The following is a 16,298-nucleotide window of genomic DNA, read 5'->3' as shown; positions in this document are numbered from 1 at the left end:
AGTCACTTCCCCGAACGCGTGATTGGTGTGACTCGAACGCTGGCTCGTCCACGAATCTCTCTCACGGACGGCGTACACCAACGGATCAGCCGCCGGCTCTACGCTGAAGTCAAGACACCCCGATTCAGCGCGCGTGAGTTCGATGTGCCGATCAAGGTGACGGAGAACGATGGGCGCCTTGTCGCCGTCTGCGCAGGCGAGACGCTGTCAGTGTGAGCGTTGTCACGCGACCTTCAACGGCGTGATCTCTGCAACCTTGTCCTGCAGTGCACGGCGTTCCATCCGAAGCTCGTAGTTCGACTGCAGATTCATCCAGAACTCCTCCGAGGTGCCGAAGTAGCGCGCCAGACGGATGGCCGTGTCGGCAGTGATCCCACGCTTGCCGTGAACGATCTCGTTGATCCGCCGCGGCGGCACACCGATAGACACTGCCAACTTGTTCTGAGTGATCCCGAAACCTTCGATGAAGTCCTCCATCAGGATCTCCCCCGGGTGGATCGGCTCGATCAGATCCGCCTCAGTGGTAGTCGACGAGTTCAACATCTTCCGCACCTCCATCTTTCCAGTCGAAGCAGATGCGCCATTGTGAATTCACGCGGATGCTGTGCTGTCCGCGGCGGTCGCCCGTAAGCTGCTCCAAACGGTTGCCCGGCGGGATCCGCAGGTCTTCGAGGTCCTTCGCCGCATGGATCAGTTCCAGCTTCCGTAGGGTCGCCCGTTGCTCCACACGATCCACACACTTGACGTACTGCTCATGCCAGATGCGTTCGGTGTCTTTGCTGCCGAACGATCTGATCACACACTCAGCTCATAACGCGTAGCGTCAATAACGCTAGACGTTAAACCGGAACTCCACCACGTCGCCGTCCTGCATGATGTAGTCCTTGCCCTCGAGGCGCGCCCTGCCGTGTGTGCGCGCCTCGTGCACCGAGCCGAGCTCGACGAGGTCGCCGAATGAGATGACCTCGGCCTTGATGAATCCCTTCTCGAAGTCGGTGTGGATGACGCCGGCAGCCTGCGGGGCCTTCCAGCCCTTGTGGATCGTCCACGCCCGCGACTCCTTAGGGCCCGCCGTCAGGAATGTCTGCAGACCGAGTGTTTCGAATCCGATCCGGGCAAGCTGGTCCAGCCCGCTCTCCTCCTGGCCGGTGGACGCCAGGAGTTCCGCGGCATCCTCTTCGTCGAGGTCGACCAACTCCGACTCGAGCTTCGCGTCGAGGAAGACAGCATGGGCGGGAGCGACGAGAGCGGCGAGCTCGGCCTTGCGCGCGGCATCCGTCAACACGGGCTCGTCCACGTTGAAGACGAAGATGAACGGCTTCGAGGTCAGAAGCCCGAGCTCCTTGACGAGCGCGAGATCGAGCCCGGATGCCGACAGCAGCACACCCCGTTCCAGGGCGTCCTTCGCCGCATTCGCGGTCTCGAGAACTGCGGCGTCGAGCTTGCGCCCGCGCACCTCCTTCTCGTAGCGCGTGATGGCCTTCTCGAGTGTCTGAAGGTCTGCCAGCATCAGCTCAGCGCCGATCGTCTCCAGGTCGCCGGCCGGGTTCACCTCGCCCTCCACGTGCACGACGTCGGGGTCGGCGAATCCGCGCACGACCTGCGCGATGGCATCCGCCTCCCGGATGTTCGCGAGGAATTGGTTGCCTAGGCCCTCGCCTGTCGATGCTCCGCGGACGATGCCGGCGATGTCGACGAAGCTGACCGTCGCCGACACGATCCGCTCCGAATGGAACAGGTCCGACAGCACCTGCAGGCGGGGGTCGGGCAGGTTCACCACGCCGATGTTCGGCTCGATCGTTGCGAACGGGTAGTTCGCAGCGAGCACCTGGTTCTTGGTCAGCGCGTTGAAGAGAGTGGACTTGCCGACGTTGGGCAGGCCGACGATGCCGATAGTGAGAGCCACGGGCATCCATCGTATCCGGCGACCGGAGCGGCCAGGCGGCCGCGATCAGCGCCCTGGGCCGCGCGACTCGATTGGTTCTACGGCGAACTCCGGATTCTCGATCACACCGAAGCGGGCGCCGGACGGATCGGCGAGCAATGCAGTGCGGATATCGCCACCCACGTTCTGCACCGACTCAACGACGGCGGCACCGGCAGCGACCAGCTGCTCCACTGCCGCGTCGGCGTCGGCGACGCCCCAGTAGACGTTCGGGCCCGAGGCGGGGTCGCCTGCCTTGATGAGTCCCAGTTCGTATCCGCCGACGCTGTACCCCACGTAGAAGCCGTCGTCGTAGTAGGGCGGTGCCCCCAGCACCCCGGACCACCACGTCTTCGCGGCGTCGAGGTCGGGTGCGGAATGGATGACTGTGCGAAGTCCGAGGAACACGATTCTCCTTTCGCGCGAACCGTCAGCGGCTCGCCGTTCTGCTGCCAGTGAATCGCATGCGGCCCCGACCGTCTTGAACGAATCGGACAGGATCTCGCAGAGGCGCACCGGCGCGGATCGGCCGACGATGTGCGAAGCTGCCGCCATGCCGCTTCCGCTCGGGTATGCCGAGTACCCCGCTCCCGCGCCCCTGGCCGGGATCGTGGACTGCGTCTGGACCCGCACGTCCGATCGAGACGGCGAGCGCAGCACAGCGGGCGTCGCGCTGGTGCTGCCGGATGCCTGCACCGACCTGATCTGGGCATCCGGCGTCGGTGTCGTGGTCGCCGGACCCGACACGATGGCGAACTCCACCTCGTTCGGCGAGAGCACGGTCTTCGTCGGCGTGCGATTCGGCCCCGGCTTCGGAGGTGCGGCCTTCGGGGTTCCGCTCAGCGAGATCCGGAACTCCCGGCTGGACGCTGCGGATGCCTGGACCGTGCGCTCGGCATCTTCCCGCTCCGCCTTCGTGCGAGACGCGCTCAGTGCGGTCGAGAGCGCCGGCACCTCAGGCGACGCGATGAGCGCGGTGTTGCGCTTCGCGACGGCCGTGGCGCAGGATGTCTCGCAGCGTCGTATCTCCGCCCACGCTGCACGGCGGATGCGGAATCCCGGCGTCACGGTCGGCGGGCTCGCGGACGAGCTCGGCGTCAGCCGCCGCCATCTGCAGCGCCTGTTCACCGCCGATGTGGGCTACGGGCCGAAGACGCTGCAGCGCATCGACCGCTTTCAGCGCTTTCTCGTCGCGCACGAGCGTTCGGGCTCGCTCGCCGACGCTGCCGCGATCACCGGGTTCGCCGACCAACCGCACCTAACCAGGGAGTGCGTGTCTCTGACGGGCATGACACCCGCAGCGCTGATGGAGCTCCGTGCCCGTTGACTGAAGGATCGTTGTCGGTGAACGTACGCTTACGTCACGGGCGCACGTATCGGAACGCGAGCGTCACGTAGGGCAGCTCGATCGTCTCGCTGCCGGCGATCTGAGGATGCGTCGAGAGGAGCTCGCGCACCGCCCGCAGCGTGCTCTCCTGCTGCGGCGGTGCCATCACCGCGTAATAGCTGCGGGAGCGCACAAGATCGATGAGTCCGTCACGATCGACGGGCTGGGTCCATTCGAACGACGCAGTATCGGGCTCGCCGAAGGGCGCGTGCACCTGCGGGTCCGTGTTCATGCCTGTTGTGTACTGATCGCCATCCGCATGCATCGCGACACCCAGCTCACGCACCCAGTCGACGCGCTCGTCGCGCATGTTCCAGATCAGGCCGAGGGTGCCGCCGGGCTTGAGCACCCGGCCCGCTTCGACGGATGCGACCGGCGCGTCGACCCAGTGCCAGGCCTGCGCGAACGTGACTGCATCGACTGATTCGTCGGGAAGCGGCATCCGTTCCCCCGTGCCGACGAGCGTCTCGACGCCGGGAACCGTGGAGCGGAGTATCTCCAGCATCTGTGCAGACGGATCCACCGCGACGACCTCGCGGCCGCCTGCTACCAGCGCACGCGTCAGCTTGCCTGTTCCGGCACCGACGTCCACCACACGCGATTGTCCGGTCCGAACGAGCCATTCCACGGCCTCTGCCGGATACCCGGGCCGGGACGCCTCGTACACGTCGGCGACGCCGCCGAACGACCGGGCATGTTCGAACTTCGAATCGCGTGAGCGCATGTGCTCACGATACGGCTGGTGCCGGCACCTCGATCGAAGGAGCCGGCACCTGATCCGGGCGGGTCATTCAGCCCTGCCGTGCAGGTACGTCAGTCGACCACCGCGGCATCCGGCTCGTCGAGCTCCGCGATCTCCCGCGCCTCTTGCCCGAGCGGATCTTGGATGCCCGCGAACTCCTCGTCGAGATCCGTCGCCGCCTGCTGGAACTGCGCGTTGTACAGCCGGTAGTAGGCACCGTTCGCCGCGATCAGCTGCTCGTGCGTGCCCTGCTCGACGATGTCGCCGTGCTCCATCACGAGAATGAGGTCGGCATCGCGGATGGTCGACAACCGGTGGGCGATCACGAACGATGTGCGGCCCTGTCGCAGCGCGTTCATCGCGTGCTGCAGCAGCAGTTCGGTGCGCGTGTCGACGGAGCTCGTCGCCTCGTCGAGGATGAGCACGCTCGGCTTCGCCACGAACGCGCGCGCGATCGTGATCAGCTGCTTCTCACCCGCCGACACGTTCGAGGCGTCCTCGTCGAGCTCCGTGTCGTAGCCATCAGGCAACGAGTGCACGAAACGGTCGACATAGGTCGCCGCAGCGGCCTGGAGTATGTCGTCATCTGTGGCATCCGCACGCCCGTAGCGGATGTTCTCCCTGATGGTCCCCGCGAACAGCCACGGATCCTGCAGCACCATGCCGGTCTTCGCCCGGATGTCGTGTCGGGTGAGGTCGGCGATGTTCTGCCCGTTCAGCAGGATGCGTCCGCCGTCTAGTTCGTAGAACCGCATGATCAGGTTCACCAGCGTCGTCTTGCCTGCACCGGTCGGGCCCACGATGGCGACCGTCTGGCCCGGCTCCACCCGGAAGGAAAGGTCGGTGATGAGAGGCCGGTCGGGGCTGTACGAGAATGACACGTGCTCGAACTCGATCGTGCCGTCGCCGTCCACCGGGGCTGGAGCGTCGACCGCATCGGGCTCCTGCTCGTCCTGGTCGAGCAGCTCGAACACGCGCTCGGCGGATGCCGTACCCGACTGGACGACGGCCGCCATGCCGCCCAGCTGCGACAGCGGCTGAGTGAACTGCTGCGAGTACTGGATGAACGCCTGAACGTCGCCGAGCCTGAGCTGGCCTCCGGCGACCATGAGCGCGCCGAGCACGGCGATGCCAACGTAGGTGAGGTTCCCGATGAACATCATGGCCGGCATCATCGTGTTCGACAGGAACTGCGCTTTGAACGACGCCTGGTACAGCTCCTCGTTCTCGGAACGGAATGCAGCCCGAGAACTCTCCTCGCGGCCGAACACCTTGACCAGAGCGTGGCCGGAGAACGACTCCTCGACGCGTGCGTTGAGCCGTCCGACCTTGCGCCACTGGATGCCGAACGCCTTCTGCGATCGCGGGCCGATGACGCCGAAGATGATGGCCATCAGCGGGAGCGCCACAAGCGCGACGAGCGTGAGCTGCCATGAGATGGACAGCATCAGGATGAGCACGCCGAGCACCGTCAGCACGCTGGTGAGAGCACTCGACAGCGACTGCTGCATCATCTGGGTGATGTTGTCGATGTCGTTCGTGACCCGCGAGATGAGCTCACCACGCTGCACCCGGTCGAAGTAGCTCAGTGGAAGCCGGTTGATCTTCGCCTCGACCTGCTCGCGAAGCCGCCACATGGTGCGCACCATGATCACGTTGATCATGTAGCCCTGCAACCAGCCGAGCACAGACGAGGCGCAGTACAACGCGAGCACGATGACGAGCACCTGACTGAGCCGCACGAAGTCGACGCCGTGGCCGGGCACGAGGTTCTGCATGGCCTGCACGATGTTGGCGAGATCGTGCTGGCCGGCATGGTTGAGCTGCTCGACCACCTGCTGCTTGGTGGCGCCGGCTGGGAGTTGCTTCGAGACGACGCCCTCGAACAGGATGTTCGTCGCCTCGCCGAGGACCTTCGGCGCGATCACCGTCAGCGCGACGCCGATGGCGCCGAGGAAAGACGCCACGATGAACGCCACCGCGTTCGGCTTCAGCAGCCCGATGAGCCGCCGGAACGACGGGCCGAAGTTCGACGCCTTACCCGGTGCGACCCCACCGCTCCAGTCGTCGGCCCTCAGCCTCGCCTGCTCGGCGAGCTCCAGTTCGAGCTTCTCCTCGGGTGTGAGCTCCGTCGTCACCGCGCTCTTGGCCGTCGCCCGGCTCCTCCGGGTCTTCTGGGCGGCGCTCATCGTCCTGCCTCCACTCCGAGCTGTGATTCCACGATCTCCCGATACGTGTCGTTCGATGACAGGAGTTCGTCGTGTGTACCGAGGCCGACCATGCGGCCGTCGTCGAGCACGACGATGCGGTCGGCATCCGTGATCGTGGAGACGCGCTGCGCGACGACGATCTTGGTCACCTCGGGGAGTTCGCGCCACAGCGCCTGCCTGAGGCGGGCATCCGTCGCGAGGTCGAGCGCCGAGAACGAGTCGTCGAAGACCAGGATGCGCGGCCGATGAACGATGGCTCGCGCGATCGCCAGCCGTTGCCGCTGCCCGCCCGAGACATTGGTGCCGCCCTGGGCGATTCTGGCGTCCAGGCCCCCCTCCATCTGGGCAACGAAGTCGCTTCCCTGCGCGATGGAAAGCGCCCGCCACAGCTCGTCGTCGGTTGCTTCCTCGCGCCCGAACCGCAGGTTGGAGGCGACTGTGCCGGTGAAGAGGAAGGGGCGCTGCGGCACGAGGCCGATGGTCCGCCACAGGGCGGCCAGATCTGCGCCGCGCACGTCGACCCCGTTGACCAGTACTGCGCCGTCGGTGACATCGAATAGCCGCGGAAGCAACGAGATCAGGGTGGTCTTGCCCGCGCCCGTCGATCCGACGATGGCGACGGTCTCACCCGGGTTCGCCGTGAAGCTGATGCCGGAGAGCACCGGATGCTCGGCTCCGGGGTAGGTGAACGAGGCATCCGCCAACTCGACCGTTCCCGGCGCGGGGAACTCGGAGACCGGGCGATCGGCTCTTTCGAGCGACGAGTCGGTGTCGAGCACCTCACTGATGCGCTCGGCGGAGACCGCGGCGCGGGGGATCATCATCGTCATGAAGCTCGCCATCATCACACCGGAGAGGATGATCATCACGTACTGCATGAACGCGAACAACGTGCCGATCTGCACCTCGCCGGCTCCGACCTTGATGCCGCCGAACCAGATCACACCGATCACCGTCACGTTCAGGATGAGCATGACCGCAGGGAACAGCAGTACGAAGAGCGACCCGACCTTGCGTCCAACGACCATGATGTCGGTGTTCGCGTCGCGGAAGCGCTCCTCTTCGATCGGTTCGCGCACGAACGCGCGCACGACGCGGATGCCTGTCAACTGTTCGCGCATCACCCGGTTCACCGCGTCGAGCTTCTTCTGGTAGCTGCGGAAAAGCGGCACCATTCGACTGATGATCAGTGTGGCCACGATCAGGAGCACGGGCACGGCGACGGCGATCAGCCAGGAAAGACTGAGGCTCTGGCGCAGCGCCAGGATGATGCCGCCGATCGCCAGCAGCGGGGCGGAGACCAGGAACGTCGCCGACATCATGGCCAGCATCTGCACCTGCTGCACGTCGTTCGTGTTCCTGGTGATGAGGGATCCGGGACCGAACGACGAGACCTCGCGCTCGGAGAATGCGGAGACCCGGTCGAAGATCCGGTCGCGGATGTCTCGCCCCGCGCGCATCGACGCCATGGCCGCGAAATACGTTGCGATGACCGAGGCCACGATCTGGCCGAACGAGATGACCAGCATCAGCGTGCCGGTGCGCCAGATGTAGCCGGTATCGCCCTTGGCGACGCCGTTGTCGATGATGTCGGCGTTGAGGCTGGGCAGGAAAAGACTGGCCAGGGCCGACGCGAACTGGAAGACCAGCACGCCGACCAGAAGCCACTTGTACGGCTTCAGAGAGCGGACGAGAAGTTTGAGCAGCACAGAAGACTCCGATGGATGCGTTGCGTCGGCAGGCGGTGCGTGGCGATGCCGGAGGGATCGTTACATTGTGGGGCATACCGCCGACATTGCGGTACGCGTTCTGTTGTCAGCGGAATCGAGCAGTGTCGAGCTCCGGACAGGCGATGCCGTCTCACGATATATCGCGAAACCTCGAACACGATATATCGTGAGAATTCCGGCCGCAAGCATCTTCTCGAAATCGGTCGCGACACTCCCGTTCGATGGCGTGTCTCAGGCACGCCGGAGCGGTGCCAGGACATCGACTGCATGCGTGCGAGCATGGCGGCGTGCCACTGGACTTCACCGCCATCGACTTCGAAACCGCGAATTCCAGCAGCGCATCGGCCTGTTCGGTCGGCCTCGTCAAGGTGCGCGACGGTCGCGTGGTCGACACCGCGAACTGGCTGATCAAACCGCCGCCCGGGCACGACGCTTTCCTGGAATGGAACGTCCGCATCCACGGAATTCAGGCGTGCGACGTGACGGATGCCCGTGACTGGGCCGAGCAGTTCGCCGACCTCATCGGCTTCGCCGGCGGCGACGCCTTCGTCGCACACAACGCGGGCTTCGACATGGGCGTGATCCGCGGCGCATGCGCGGCCACCGGCATCCGTTGCCCCGGATACGACTACCTATGCAGCCTGCAGGTCGCACGCAAGACCTACTCGCTCGACTCATACCGTCTGCCCGTAGCCGCGATGGCCGCGGGTTTCGAGGCTTTCCATCACCACGAGGCGCTCGCCGACGCGGAGGCCTGCGCAGCGATCATCGTGCACGCGGCAGGGCGCCACGGCGCTCACTCGCTGGAGGAGTTGGCCGCCAACGTGCCCGTGCGAATCGGTCACATCGGCGAGGTCGCCGCTGCGGCCTGAGTCGCACCGCACCGGCTCGGGGCGATGTGCTCATCGTTGTCGTTCGACGTCGCATGAATCGGATGTGATCGCGGCTTCGCCGCTCAACATCCTCAATCGGCCCGCCCACGGATGCCAGCATCCACAACCGCTCAATCGGATGTGATCACGGCTTCGCCGCTCAACATCCTAAATCGGCCCGCCCATGGATGCCAGCATCCATGGGCGGGCCTCAATCGGATGTCGGCGGTGCCTGCGACCATGGGCACATGGACGCTCTCTTCCTCATCATCGGCCTTCTCGTCGGGGGTACGGCCGGCGTGTTCGGCGCCGTCGTCTACGGCCGGCGAGGCGTTCAGGTGCCGGCGACGACCGAGTCTCCCGAGGTGATCGAGGCACGGCACGCGATTCAGCTGGCCGAGGTTCGGGCGCAGGAGCAGGCGGCCCAGACCTCTTTGCGCGAACAGCTCGCCGCCGTGACGGCGACGGCCGATGGACTGCGCGAGGGCATCCGACGCCAGCAGCAGCAGTACGAGGAGCTGGCCGAGCGGCAGCGGCAAGAACTCACGGCACAGCGCGAGCGCGAGCATGCTGAGAGCAAGGTGCTCGAGGCGCTCGCTCCGGTGCGGGAGTCGCTGCAGGGCATGCAGAAGAAGGTCACCGACCTCGAGGAGCAGCGCAGCAGGCAGCACGGCGAACTCACGCAGCAGCTGAGGTCGGCATCGGAGTCGGAGGAGCGCCTGCGCGGCACGGCCGAAGCACTGGCTTCTGCACTGCGCTCGAACAGCACGAGAGGCGTATGGGGCGAGACTCAGCTGCGCAGTGTCGTCGAGGCCGCAGGGCTGCTGGAACGTGTCGACTTCGACGTGCAGTCGAGCATCAGTTCGGATGCCGGTGCAGGTCGGCCGGACATGGTCGTGCACCTGCCAGGCGGCAAGAACATCGCCGTCGACGCGAAAGCGCCCTTCAACGCGTTCCTGGAGGCGAGCCAGATCCCGGCGACGGCCGCCGGCGAGGAAGCAGCCCGCCGCGCCGCGCTGATGAAGCAGCACGTGAAGGCCGTGCGCGATCACATCACGACGCTGGGCAGCAAGGCGTACTGGGAGGGTCTGGATGCCTCACCCGAGATGGTCATCGCGTTCATCCCCAGCGAGTCACTCGTCTCGGGGGCGATGGAGGCCGATCCCACCATCATGGAGTTCGCGTTCGGCAAGCGCGTGGCGCTGGCATCCCCCGTCACGCTGTGGTCGGTGCTGAAGACGGTGGCGTTCAGCTGGCAGCAAGACGTGCTGACGCAAGACGCGAAACTGCTGTTCGACCTCAGCCGCGAGCTGTACTCACGCCTGGCGACGACGGCTGCGCATATCGACAAGCTGGGCAGGTCGATCAAGGGAACCGTCAACGACTACAACAAGTTCGTGGGCTCCCTGGAACGGCAGGTGCTGCCGTCTGCCCGCAAGCTGGGCGCGCTCGACGAGTCGAAAGTCATCCCCTCGCTCGGCGGCCTCGAGGAGTCGCCGCGCGAACTGACGGCGTTCGAGCTCGTCGGTGCGCTCGAATCTGCGTCGGAGCTCGACGACCGGCACGCTGAACCGATCGCCATAGGCGACCACCGGCACTGATCCCTGTCGTTAGTGCTCCAGGGCCCGAGCGCCGATCACCACCACTTCGAGACGAGGTGTTCTGCCGAGATGCGGCGCACCGTGCCCGAGGTGGAGCGGAGCACGATGCTGCTAGTGCGGATGAGCTGACCCTCACGCCGCACGCCGTCCACCAGGCCGCCGTCGGTGACGCCGGTGGCCACGAAGATAGTGTTGTCGCCGGCCACGAGATCCTCGAGCTCGTACACCCGCTCGGGGTCGAGCCCGGACGCGACAGCCCGCTCTCGCTCCTCGTCGTCGCGGGGCGCCGGACGTGCCTGCATGAACCCGCCGAGCGCTTTCAGGGCACACGCCGTCGTGATGCCCTCCGGGCTCCCGCCGATTCCGATGCACGCATCGATGCGCGAGTCATGGCGCGCCGCGTTGATGCCGCCTGCCACATCGCCGTCGAGCATCAGCCGTGTGCCGGCGCCGGCCTCCCTGATCTCCTCGATCAGTCCGGCGTGACGCGGACGATCGAGCACCGCGACCCGGAGCTCCCCGATCTGCTTGCCGAGCGCGCGAGCCAGCGCACGCAGGTTCTCTCCCACAGGCTTGCGGATGTCGACGACGCCGGCGCCCTCCGGTCCGGTGACGATCTTGTCCATGTAGAACACGCCGGAAGCATCCAGCATCGTGTCGCGATCGCTCACTGCGATGACCGATAGCGCGTTCTGCCGACCCGCCGCCGTGAGCGACGTACCGTCGATCGGGTCGACTGCGATGTCGCACGCGGGCCCTCGCCCGGTGCCGACATGCTCGCCGTTGAAGAGCATCGGTGCGTGGTCCTTCTCGCCCTCGCCGATGACGACAACGCCGTCGAAGTCGACAGTGGCCAGGAACGCACGCATGGCATCGACGGCGGCACCGTCGGCATCATTCTTCCGCCCCTTGCCGATCCACGGTGTGGCTCGGATGGCCGCGGCCTCCGTCGCACGCACCAGCTCGAGGGCGAGGTTGCGGTCCGGCCGGAGCACCGCCGCCTGGTGCACTTCGTCAGGCCGGGCGTCTTCGCGGGTAAGACCTTCCAGGTCTGTCGGCCGATCGATCAGGTCGCTGGGCACAAGCGCTCCTTAGTTCCTGCGAAATGAGTTGGTTCCTGCGAAATCAGTTGCTGCGATCCGAGGTGCGGTCAAACTCCGTGCCGCCGCTCGCCCGCGTGTTCCTGCTAGTGGGACTCGGTATCGTTCGCGTTCTACGCTACGAGCAGATCGGGAATCTCCCGGGGGCACTTGGGTGAATGATTCGCGATTCTTCACCGAGCGTGAACCGGTCGCTCGATCTCGTCTGCGCTTCTGCGGTATCCAGGACGCCTCACCGGCCATCGCGACGATGCCGGTTGAAGGGCTCGATCGGCTCGGCCCCACGAGCAAGCTCGCGGGGCTCTCACCTCAATCGCCTCTATCGCCGCTTCGCGCTCACAGACTCAATCGGCTCGGCCCCACGAGCAAGCTCGCGGGGCTCTCACCTCAATCGCCTCTATCGCCGCTTCGCGCTCACAGACTCAATCGGCTCGGCCCCACGAGCAAGCTCGCGGGGCTCTCACCTCAATCGCCTCTAGACTCGGTCGCGACCTCTTAACAGACCCCGCCTTAGCTACATGAGGAGACGTCATGCCCATCGCGACCCCGGAACAGTACGCCGAAATGCTCGATCGAGCGAAGAAGGGCGGGTTCGCCTACCCGGCGATCAACGCGGCATCCTCCCAGTCGATCAACGCGATTCTGCAGGGCCTCACCGAGGCCGGGTCCGACGGCATCATCCAGGTCACCACCGGCGGCGCAGACTACTTCGCCGGCCAGACCGTGAAGGCGCGTGCGACCGGCGCGCTCGCGTTCGCCAGATTCGCGACCGAGGTCGCGAAGAGCTATCCGATCACCGTGGCCCTGCACACCGACCACTGTCCGAAGCCGGCGCTCGAAGACTTCGTGCTGCCTCTGATCGCCGCATCGGAAGAAGAGGTCAAGGCCGGCCATAACCCGATCTTCCAGTCGCACATGTGGGACGGCTCAGCCGTGCCGCTGGACGAGAACCTCGAGATCGCACAGGAGATGCTCAAGCGAACCCGGGCGATCAACGCGATCCTCGAGGTCGAGATCGGTGTTGTCGGTGGCGAGGAGGACGGCGTCAAGCACGAGGGCACCAACGATGCGCTGTACACCACTGTGGGCGACGTGACCAAGGCCGTCGAGGCGCTCGGCCTCGGCGAGAACGGCCGTTACATCGCTGCCCTCACCTTCGGCAACGTGCACGGCGTGTACAAGCCGGGCAACGTGAAGCTGCGCCCCGAACTCCTCGGTGAGATCCAGCAGGGCATCGAGACGCATTTCGGCACCGGCCCGAAGCCGCTCGACCTGGTCTTCCACGGCGGCTCCGGATCAAGCGACGAGGAGATCGCCCAGGCTGTGGCGAACGGCGTGATCAAGATGAACATCGACACCGACACGCAGTACGCATTCACGCGTTCCGTGGCCGGGTACATGTTCGAGAACTACTCGGGCGTGCTCAAGATCGACGGCGAGGTCGGGAACAAGAAGCAGTACGACCCGCGTGCCTGGGGCAAGGTCGCCGAGACCGCCATGGCCCAGCGCGTCATCGAGGCGACGCAGCAGCTCGGCTCGGCCGGTCAGTCCCTCTCCGGCAAGTAGACGTAGTCGGGCAGAAGCGACGTAGCGCGTCGCGAGAAGGGCGTCGGCGTCGAGTCGACGCCCTTCTCGCATGCACCGCGCCTCCCGAGTAATGCACAACCTCACATGCGCTGCAGGTAGGCCAGGAACGTCGGGTCGTGCAGGAACAGGATGAGATAGCCGACGACGCTCGCCAGGCTGGCCAGGAAACCGGCCGCCAGGGGTATCCAGAACGCGATTCTGCCGCGCAGCATCGTCCAGCTTGACAGCCCGGCCGCCACCACCCAGAGGGCGAGGAATGCGATGGCGACGACATCGGCGACCGTTCCGGTCAGGGGCGTCACGACATAGTCGCCGGTCAGTCCCATGCTGTGGTAGGCGCTGTCGATCTGACCGGCGATGCCGTCGCGGCCGGTGATAGTGGTGATCACGTTGAAGAGGCCGAGCATCAGCAGCGCGATGGTGGCCATGCGGTCGACAGGATGCCGGAGGCCCGCCGACGAGTCGGCAGGATTGCCGGCATCCGGCGCCTGCGGCGGCGTGGGCCGCTCAACGGCATCCGGGTGGAACGGCGACGGCTGCGGAGCCTGCGACGGGTGTTCGTCGGGCGGAGAGTAGTGCGGGTTCGTCTCCGGCGCCTTGACCGCCGCACGCTGCTGCTCCGCTGTCGCGTACTCGCCGTACTGCGGACGGGGACGCGGGGTGGAATCGCTCATCGGGCTGGACCTCCCCGTTCCAGGTCGCCCCGTTCCAGGTCGCCCGGTTCCAGACCGCCCCGTTCCCGACCACCCAGTGCGCGGGCATCCTGCGTACCCGTCTCATCGCGTCGCAGTTCCTTCGGCAACGAGAACATCAGGTCTTCCTCGGCGGTCTTGACGATCTCGACATCGTCGTAGCCGGCCTCCGAGAGATCGTCGAGCAACTCCCGCACCAGCACCTCTGGCACGGATGCCCCACTCGTGACGCCCACGGTGGTCACGCCATCGAGCCACTCCTGCTCGACCTCGCTGGCGTAGTCCACGCGATGCGCTGCCCGCGCCCCGTTCTCCAGCGCCACCTCGACGAGCCGCACCGAGTTCGACGAGTTCGCGGAACCGACGACGAGAACGAGATCCGCCTCCTGCGCCACCTTCTTGATGGCGACCTGGCGGTTCTGGGTGGCATAGCAGATGTCGTCGCTCGGCGGGTCGGCGAGCTTCGGGAACCGCTCGCGCAGGCGACGCACCGTCTCCATCGTCTCGTCGACGGACAGCGTGGTCTGCGACAGCCATACCACCCGCTCCGGATCCCGCACCTGCAGCGCGTCCACGTCGTCCGGACCGTTCACCAGGGTCACGTGCTCCGGCGCCTCGCCGGCCGTGCCCTCGACCTCTTCGTGCCCGGCGTGGCCGATCAGCAGGATCTCGTAGTCGTCGCGCGCGAACCGCACCGCCTCACGATGCACCTTCGTCACGAGCGGGCAGGTGGCGTCGATGGCACGCAGTCCACGATCGGCCGCTGCCTGCACGACGGAGGGCGCGACTCCGTGCGCGCTGAAAACGACGTGCGCACCTTCGGGAACCTGATCGACGTCGTCGACGAAGATCGCACCCCGCTTCTCGAGCGTCGAGACGACGTGGACGTTGTGCACGATCTGCTTGCGCACATAAACCGGTGCCCCAAAGCGCTCGAGCGCCTTCTCGACGGCGATGACGGCTCTATCCACACCCGCGCAGTATCCACGGGGGGCGGCCAGCAACACCCGTTTGCGTCCGACCACCGGGTTATTCTTGAGCCTGCCCCGAACGCCGGGAACGCGCGGCATCGCCAGGTCGATCGTCGTGTCGCTCACACGTGTGATTCTAAGTTGACAACAGTGGAGGGAACTGAGCGTGCCGGATGCCCTGCCCACGGTCGAGGCGCCGTGGCCGGTCGCCATTCTGGCCGGCAAGCTGCGCGACTACATCGACCGGCTCGGAAGCGTCTGGGTCGAGGGAGAGATCACGCAGTGGGGCGTCTCGGGCGGCAACGTCTACGGCAAGCTCAAGGACTGCGACGCCGATGCGACGATATCGTTCACGCTCTGGTCGTCCACCCGCTCCCGCATCCCGGCCGACCTGAAGCAGGGTGACCGCGTCGTCGCGCTGATCAAGCCGAACTACTGGTTCAAGGGCGGCACGCTCACGATGCAGGTCTTCGACATGCGTCACGTCGGGCTCGGCGACCTGCTGGAACGGCTGGAGCGACTGCGAGCGCAGCTCCGTCGGGAGGGCCTCTTCGAGCAGACCCGCAAGAAGCCGCTCCCCTTCCTCCCCCGCTGCATCGGACTGGTCACCGGCAAGGACTCCGACGCCGAGAAGGATGTTCTGCGCAATGCGCAACTACGCTGGCCCGCTGTGCGGTTCCGGGTGCGGCATGCCGCTGTACAGGGCGACCGGTCCGCGGGCGATGTGACAGCCGGCATCCGCGAACTGGATGCCGACCCCGAGGTCGACGTCATCATCGTCGCGCGCGGCGGCGGCGACTTCCAGAATCTGCTTCCGTTCAGCGACGAGAGCCTCGTGCGCGCCGCGGCCGCCTGCACCACGCCGCTGGTGAGTGCGATCGGGCACGAGAACGACCGGCCGATCCTCGACGATGTCGCCGACCTTCGAGCCTCGACGCCGACAGACGCCGCCAAACGCGTGGTCCCCGACGTGGCGGAGGAGCTGCTTCGGGTTCAGCAGGCGTCGATGCGCATGACCACCAGGGTGACGGCATTGCTCTCCCACGAGGTCGACCGCATCGCCCAGCTGCGATCTCGCCCGGCGCTGGCGTCCCATGAGTGGATCGTCGCCTCCCGGGCCGAGGAGCTCACTCGGTATGTGGCCCGCGGAGCAGAGCTGGTCGAGCGTTGCGTCGAGCGCGCGGAGAACACGACGCGCGAGTTGTCCGTTCGCCTGCGTGCACTGTCGCCGCGGAGCACCCTCGACCGCGGGTACGCGATCGTGCAGGGCCCCGACGGCATCGTGCGGAGCCCGGAGGATGCGCCGAACGGGTCGTCACTTCTGGTGGCACTCGCGAAAGGACGGATGCGGGCGACCTCGATGGGCGAGCTTCCTTCACCTGGCGAGGAGTCGCCGGAGGATGCGTCCACAGGCGCACCCTCCGCCCAGCGTTCCCCAGCCTCATCGACACCCAGCCCGTCTGCGGCGACCCGCTCCTAGGA

At 66.2% G+C, this 16,298-nt stretch carries 15 protein-coding genes; 5 read left to right on the top strand and 10 right to left on the bottom strand.

Annotation, left to right across the window (positions count from 1 at the left end; all coding sequences use genetic code 11):
- Nucleotides 1–222 precede the first annotated feature (222 nt).
- Genes ACYVDK_RS11350 through ACYVDK_RS11335 form a run of 4 tightly spaced genes read right to left on the bottom strand, consistent with a single transcriptional unit; the run spans nt 223 to nt 2,332 of the window.
- Nucleotides 223–543: a HigA family addiction module antitoxin gene (locus tag ACYVDK_RS11350; RefSeq protein ID WP_460521735.1), complete on the bottom strand. Its 321-nt coding sequence runs from the start codon at nt 541–543 to the stop codon at nt 223–225.
- Nucleotides 518–799, bottom strand: a complete 282-nt coding sequence (locus tag ACYVDK_RS11345; protein WP_460521733.1) for a type II toxin-antitoxin system RelE/ParE family toxin — start codon at nt 797–799, stop codon at nt 518–520. The genes ACYVDK_RS11350 and ACYVDK_RS11345 overlap by 26 nt, the downstream gene beginning before the upstream one ends.
- A gap of 33 nt (nt 800–832) precedes the next feature.
- Nucleotides 833–1,906, bottom strand: coding sequence for a redox-regulated ATPase YchF (ychF, locus tag ACYVDK_RS11340; RefSeq protein ID WP_460521731.1), 1,074 nt, complete (start codon nt 1,904–1,906; stop codon nt 833–835).
- A gap of 45 nt (nt 1,907–1,951) precedes the next feature.
- Entirely contained in the window at nt 1,952–2,332 is a 381-nt protein-coding gene (locus tag ACYVDK_RS11335; RefSeq protein ID WP_460521729.1) for a VOC family protein, read from the bottom strand.
- A 145-nt stretch (nt 2,333–2,477) separates the two neighbouring features.
- Here ACYVDK_RS11335 and ACYVDK_RS11330 point away from each other — a divergent pair, with 145 nt between their 5' ends.
- Nucleotides 2,478–3,251 (top strand): helix-turn-helix domain-containing protein, encoded by a 774-nt coding sequence (locus tag ACYVDK_RS11330; RefSeq protein ID WP_460521727.1) that lies wholly within the window; start codon nt 2,478–2,480, stop codon nt 3,249–3,251.
- A 34-nt stretch (nt 3,252–3,285) separates the two neighbouring features.
- On the opposite strand, the gene ACYVDK_RS11325 is transcribed toward ACYVDK_RS11330, so the two are convergent.
- From ACYVDK_RS11325 to ACYVDK_RS11315, 3 genes are all read right to left on the bottom strand, one after another.
- Nucleotides 3,286–4,035: a class I SAM-dependent methyltransferase gene (locus tag ACYVDK_RS11325; protein WP_460521725.1), complete on the bottom strand. Its 750-nt coding sequence runs from the start codon at nt 4,033–4,035 to the stop codon at nt 3,286–3,288.
- An 89-nt stretch (nt 4,036–4,124) separates the two neighbouring features.
- Nucleotides 4,125–6,242 carry an ABC transporter ATP-binding protein gene (locus tag ACYVDK_RS11320; RefSeq protein WP_460521723.1) on the bottom strand — a complete coding sequence of 706 codons (2,118 nt, stop codon included), beginning with the start codon at nt 6,240–6,242 and terminating at the stop codon, nt 4,125–4,127.
- On the bottom strand, nt 6,239–7,972 hold the full coding sequence (locus tag ACYVDK_RS11315; protein WP_460521721.1) for an ABC transporter ATP-binding protein: 1,734 nt from the start codon (nt 7,970–7,972) through the stop codon (nt 6,239–6,241). Before ACYVDK_RS11315 ends, ACYVDK_RS11320 begins: the two co-directional genes overlap by 4 nt.
- Nucleotides 7,973–8,280: 308 nt before the next feature.
- On the opposite strand from ACYVDK_RS11315, the gene ACYVDK_RS11310 reads away from it, so the two are divergent.
- Nucleotides 8,281–8,865: a 3'-5' exonuclease family protein gene (locus ACYVDK_RS11310; protein ID WP_460521719.1), complete on the top strand. Its 585-nt coding sequence runs from the start codon at nt 8,281–8,283 to the stop codon at nt 8,863–8,865.
- 248 nt (nt 8,866–9,113) lie between these two features.
- Complete coding sequence (locus ACYVDK_RS11305; protein ID WP_460521717.1) at nt 9,114–10,466, top strand: DNA recombination protein RmuC; 1,353 nt, start codon at nt 9,114–9,116, stop codon at nt 10,464–10,466.
- A gap of 35 nt (nt 10,467–10,501) precedes the next feature.
- On the opposite strand, the gene glpX is transcribed toward ACYVDK_RS11305, so the two are convergent.
- Nucleotides 10,502–11,476: a class II fructose-bisphosphatase gene (gene glpX, locus ACYVDK_RS11300; protein WP_460521807.1), complete on the bottom strand. Its 975-nt coding sequence runs from the start codon at nt 11,474–11,476 to the stop codon at nt 10,502–10,504.
- A gap of 621 nt (nt 11,477–12,097) precedes the next feature.
- On the opposite strand from glpX, the gene fbaA reads away from it, so the two are divergent.
- Nucleotides 12,098–13,132 (top strand): class II fructose-bisphosphate aldolase, encoded by a 1,035-nt coding sequence (gene fbaA / locus ACYVDK_RS11295; protein ID WP_460521715.1) that lies wholly within the window; start codon nt 12,098–12,100, stop codon nt 13,130–13,132.
- Between the two features lie 101 nt (nt 13,133–13,233).
- On the opposite strand, the gene ACYVDK_RS11290 is transcribed toward fbaA, so the two are convergent.
- Both ACYVDK_RS11290 and ACYVDK_RS11285 read right to left on the bottom strand, forming a co-directional pair.
- The gene (locus tag ACYVDK_RS11290; protein ID WP_460521713.1) at nt 13,234–13,827 is read right to left on the bottom strand and encodes a DUF6264 family protein; all 594 of its coding nucleotides are present in this window, start codon (nt 13,825–13,827) and stop codon (nt 13,234–13,236) included.
- Entirely contained in the window at nt 13,824–14,915 is a 1,092-nt protein-coding gene (locus ACYVDK_RS11285; RefSeq protein ID WP_460521805.1) for a 4-hydroxy-3-methylbut-2-enyl diphosphate reductase, read from the bottom strand. The genes ACYVDK_RS11290 and ACYVDK_RS11285 overlap by 4 nt, the downstream gene beginning before the upstream one ends.
- Nucleotides 14,916–14,976: 61 nt before the next feature.
- Between ACYVDK_RS11285 and xseA the strand changes: the two genes are divergently transcribed.
- Nucleotides 14,977–16,296, top strand: a complete 1,320-nt coding sequence (gene xseA, locus ACYVDK_RS11280) for an exodeoxyribonuclease VII large subunit (RefSeq protein WP_460521803.1) — start codon at nt 14,977–14,979, stop codon at nt 16,294–16,296.
- The last annotated feature ends 2 nt before the right edge of the window (nt 16,297–16,298 follow it).

The organism is Humibacter antri (assembly GCF_054777235.1).
The sequence above is the reverse complement of the archived record's forward strand: the minus strand, read 5'-3'. Positions and strand labels throughout refer to the sequence as shown.

Coding starts and splice junctions, on each gene's coding strand:
- ACYVDK_RS11350 (WP_460521735.1), bottom strand. CDS start 543: ATGTTGAACTCGTCGACTACCACTGAGGCGGATCTGATCGAGCCGATC.
- ACYVDK_RS11330 (WP_460521727.1), top strand. CDS start 2,478: ATGCCGCTTCCGCTCGGGTATGCCGAGTACCCCGCTCCCGCGCCCCTG.
- ACYVDK_RS11325 (WP_460521725.1), bottom strand. CDS start 4,035: ATGCGCTCACGCGATTCGAAGTTCGAACATGCCCGGTCGTTCGGCGGC.
- ACYVDK_RS11320 (WP_460521723.1), bottom strand. CDS start 6,242: ATGAGCGCCGCCCAGAAGACCCGGAGGAGCCGGGCGACGGCCAAGAGC.
- ACYVDK_RS11305 (WP_460521717.1), top strand. CDS start 9,114: ATGGACGCTCTCTTCCTCATCATCGGCCTTCTCGTCGGGGGTACGGCC.
- fbaA (WP_460521715.1), top strand. CDS start 12,098: ATGCCCATCGCGACCCCGGAACAGTACGCCGAAATGCTCGATCGAGCG.
- ACYVDK_RS11290 (WP_460521713.1), bottom strand. CDS start 13,827: ATGAGCGATTCCACCCCGCGTCCCCGTCCGCAGTACGGCGAGTACGCG.
- ACYVDK_RS11285 (WP_460521805.1), bottom strand. CDS start 14,915: ATGCCGCGCGTTCCCGGCGTTCGGGGCAGGCTCAAGAATAACCCGGTG.